1 pseudogene is annotated in these 300 nt (G+C 68.0%); it reads left to right on the top strand.

The features are described from left to right. Positions 1–125: 125 nt before the first annotated feature. Positions 126–300, top strand: a pseudogene (locus tag J0695_RS44620) (G5 domain-containing protein); the annotation flags it as partial.

Genomic DNA, 300 nt, shown 5'->3' with positions numbered 1-300 from the left:
CCTCGGTGCCCGCGAATTCCGTGGAGTCCGAGGACTTCTCGGTGGCGAAGGGGATGGGCTCCTCGCGGACCTCCCTGGTCCCGGTGATCCGCATGACGGTGATCGTCTGGCCGTCGCGCGGGAAGCTGTCCGCGGGCACCGAGGTGGTGGCCGAGCAGGGCAAGGAGGGCATGCGCAAGGTCACGTACGCCCTGCGCACCGTCAACGGCGTCAAGCAGAAGCCGAAGAAGATCGCCGAGGAGGTGGTGCGCGAGCCCGAGAAGCAGGTGGTGAAGGTCGGCACCAAGCCTCTGCCGACCT

The organism is Streptomyces beijiangensis, from assembly GCF_017315755.1.
In the GTDB taxonomy this organism is placed as follows: Bacteria; Actinomycetota; Actinomycetes; order Streptomycetales; family Streptomycetaceae; genus Streptomyces; species Streptomyces beijiangensis.
The sequence above is the reverse complement of the archived record's forward strand: the minus strand, read 5'-3'. Positions and strand labels throughout refer to the sequence as shown.